General features: G+C 43.6%; 4 protein-coding genes. 1 reads left to right on the top strand and 3 read right to left on the bottom strand.

The window, feature by feature from the left end:
* The 3 genes from OEL57_RS15355 to OEL57_RS15345 form a co-directional block, all read right to left on the bottom strand.
* On the bottom strand, positions 1-500 hold a 500-nt coding region (locus tag OEL57_RS15355), incomplete at its 3' end, for a hypothetical protein (protein WP_300741662.1).
* An 89-nt stretch (positions 501-589) separates the two neighbouring features.
* Positions 590-1633, bottom strand: coding sequence for a hypothetical protein (locus OEL57_RS15350; protein ID WP_300741660.1), 1044 nt, complete (start codon positions 1631-1633; stop codon positions 590-592).
* Between the two features lie 133 nt (positions 1634-1766).
* Positions 1767-2114 (bottom strand): hypothetical protein, encoded by a 348-nt coding sequence (locus OEL57_RS15345; RefSeq protein ID WP_300741659.1) that lies wholly within the window; start codon positions 2112-2114, stop codon positions 1767-1769.
* A 120-nt stretch (positions 2115-2234) separates the two neighbouring features.
* Between OEL57_RS15345 and OEL57_RS15340 the strand changes: the two genes are divergently transcribed.
* Positions 2235-3452, top strand: coding sequence for an integron integrase (locus OEL57_RS15340; RefSeq protein WP_300741658.1), 1218 nt, complete (start codon positions 2235-2237; stop codon positions 3450-3452).
* Positions 3453-3503: the final 51 nt, after the last annotated feature.

The following is a 3503-nucleotide window of genomic DNA, read 5'->3' as shown; positions in this document are numbered from 1 at the left end:
ACTTTAAAAGTACAATCATTTTCAAACTCCTTCCAGAATGCAGCAATCTCTTCTGACCCACGCGAGGTTAGCTTCATTGCGCTCCCAGTTGATGGGACAGGTGTCAGGCTTGCAGGGATTGCTGCGTAATTATTGTACGGTGCGACGTGCCGGGTTGTCTTTTGGTTGCGGCCAGTTCCAGAATAGGTTCTTTGTCCTGTATCGATATACACTTCGTATAGACTCGGAAGGAATAGCAAAACGGTTTTACCGGTTTCTATGGCTTGCTTGATTTCACGACGCCAGTGCTCGCAACACTCTTTTAGCTGGAAAGATGATGTGTCACTCAGGCTTGGTTTTCCAAGATAGTTTTCGGTATAATATTCTACGAAATCCCCAATCTCAGGCTTAAACAGAATAATATCCCAGTCAAGTAGTGATAATTTTGATCGAAAGTTTGCATATTGCGTTTCCGATGAAGCAAGTTCAAGCCCGATGGTCAGGATTTTTCTCTTGGACATTTTTTACTCCGTTTAGTGATGCGAATAACGGGGTGAGGCTGACCGGCCCTCAGCCGGTCTTGCCGATGGTTGAACCTTCCTAATGAAGCTTATCCCTCCACCTTCCTTGTATGTAATCTAAGATATTTCTTCAGTAATTCTATGGTTTCAAAGATTGGTAAGCCCTTTTCTGCCGCTGAAGTATCATGGAACAACGCATCACGGATTTTTTTAATCCTTACAAATTCTTCTATATCAGCTTCGACTGCTTCATTACCGATACATGCAGCCACAATTACAAACTGATCAGCGATGTTATATTTCCCCTTCATAACTTCACGAATTCGACGGAAGTATCTGTGTGTAGGACTTGTCAGCTCTGCCCCAGGTAGGCTTTGTGCAAATAATTTTTCGTACTCTTTAAATACACTTGTAATGAGAACTTCGATGCCTGCCCATCCGAACATGAATCGGCGAAGTTCGTCATTTTCTCTAGATATTGCCTGTGTTAGAAGTTTGTTGACCTTGGTCAGTGCTTTTTTGTTTGATTTCTTGAGCTGAACTTGAGTTTCTTCAATAATTTCTTTCGTGATTGGTGTTGCGGAGAACATTTCACCACTACCTGAGAATTCCATCGAATAAACTGGCAATTCTTGCTCATTGATTAGATATACATCACCGCGTAATCGTTTCACTTGTATGGACGGGCCAACCAATGACAGACAGAGGGCAGCTATGGTTGCGTTAATATGGTCTCTGTAAGTGGAAACAATCTCCTCTTTGTTAATAATATCGAAACCAACAACGTAATCAGCAGTTTCTCTATGTGGGCGACTGAAATCCGGAACAATATCACCCTCAGCAATGAAAACAAGAGCTAAAGAACCTTCTAAATTTTTCTTCCTAGCTTCGCGAATCTCGGTAATTTTACGGTTTACATCATCTGCTTCTCGTTGTCCTACAAAGCTTTTCAGCATCAAATAACCAAGTGCCAGTGAACGATCTAAATCGTTGCAGTATGGATCAGGGTTACTGGTGATAATGGATTTTATAACGTGACTAGTGCTTTCTTTTGAGTCTATTACGGTGTCGTTTTCGTTAGGGCTGCATGTTAATCCCCGTATTTGATACAAAACGATATATTTATATTTCATTCTTGAATTCTCCAGCGTTCAACTCGATTATATACGGTATCCCTATATAGGTTGCTTGCTACCTATATAAGTTATTTGTTGCCTATATAGGTTATTCTTGTGGGTTGCCTATATAAGTGTCTTTGTTGGAATGCTATTCAACTAATATTCGTTCTTCAAGTGGCGTACCACGTATCAATCTATATGGCACAAACCATAATTTTGCCTGTGAATCCCAACGGGCTCGTAATGTACGGAGTTGTTCACGAAGCTCCATTTCATCAAATTGTACAGAGATTGACACAATATCTCCGTCCTTGAAGCGGGATGGGGTATGCTGCCTTTCTTCTACGATAATTTCTACGGTTTTAAGGCGAATACCGCGTTTTTCGTCATACCGGTAGCGAACACAGAGTAACGAATCGCCATACTGTTCAACCAACCGTTTTGTCCCCTTTTGACCAGGCTTTAAATGGTTGTATGATTTCATATCTTTCAGCATGATAATGTCCGTAGCTTGGATGTAGTATTTTTCATAAAATGCATTTGAACAGGAATTTCAAGAAATATACGCATTGTTTGGTAAGCTGTAAAAGGATTTATCGATGAAAGGTGCGGGATTATGTTTCAACTGCCAAGCCAATTAACAACTGACTACCGGGAATATCTTGTCTCAAGTGGTATCAAAATTGACATGTCAGGTGAGTACTTGAAATGGCTAAGGTTTTTTCTTGATTTTTGCGATAAATACAAGATTAAGGGGGGGAATACAGATCGCCTTCGTCTCTTTATCAACAAGTTGAAGGAGAAGAATCAGTCAGAAGACCAGCGCCGCCGAGCCTATCATGCAGTGTCTCTCTTTTTTGCTATGATGAGTCAGGATGGAGCAAAGCCGCAATCATCCGCAATGTCGCCAGCACCGGTAGATCTGCCACCACCTGTTGGTGGAGCTCGGAAGTCATTTTATTCGGAAGCCGGTTATCAGGAAAAGTCTGATTCGCTGGAATGGGATGCTGTTCTTAAGGCTATGGCAGATGAGATTGCGGTTCGACATTATTCGCGCAAGACCTTGAAGACGTATGCCAACTGGTCGAGAAAATTTCAGCATTTTTTAAAAAATAAATCGCCACAGGAGCTGACCGGCGATGATGTGAAAGAGTACCTGACCCATCTGGCAGTTACCTGCAAGGTGGCGTCGACAACGCAGAATCAGGCGTTCAATTCACTCCTGTTTTTTTATCGTCATGGCTTAAAACGAGAGTTTGGTGAGCTGCGTGACGTACCCCGCGCCAAGAAATCCTTGTATATCCCCACTGTCCTTTCTCGTGAAGAGATCGATGCTATCCTTGCCCAGCTTGTCTATCCGTTTGATTTGGTGGTCAAACTGCTGTTTGGCTGCGGTTTGCGCCAGTTTGAGTGTTTGCAGCTGCGGGTGCGTGATTTTAACTTTGATGCGGGAAAACTGACCATACATGGCAAGGGTAAGAAGGATCGAACGGTGCCGATTCCAGAGGCGATTCTGCCAGAGTTGAAGCGCCAGATTAAGCTGGTGGGGGAACTGCATGAGCGGGATCTGGCTGCAGGGTATGATGGGGTGTTTCTGGATGATGCAGTGGAGAAGAAGTATCCCAAGGCACCCAAGGAGTTTCTCCATCAGTGGTTCTTTCCGCAAAAAAATCTGACCTTGGCTGCGGAGACCGGTCAGCGGCGGCGTTGGCATCTGCATGAGTCTGATCTTCAGGAGGCGCTGTATCCTGCCGTGCGTAAGGCTAAAATACCGAAACGGGTTACGTCACATACTTTCCGCCATTCTTTTGCCACCCATATGATATCCGCGTGATCCAGACTCTATTGGGGCATTCCAGTCTGAAGACTACCATGATATATACCC

This window comes from Trichlorobacter sp., assembly GCF_030247655.1.
Taxonomy (GTDB): Bacteria; Desulfobacterota; Desulfuromonadia; order Geobacterales; family Pseudopelobacteraceae; genus Trichlorobacter.
The sequence above is the reverse complement of the archived record's forward strand: the minus strand, read 5'-3'. Positions and strand labels throughout refer to the sequence as shown.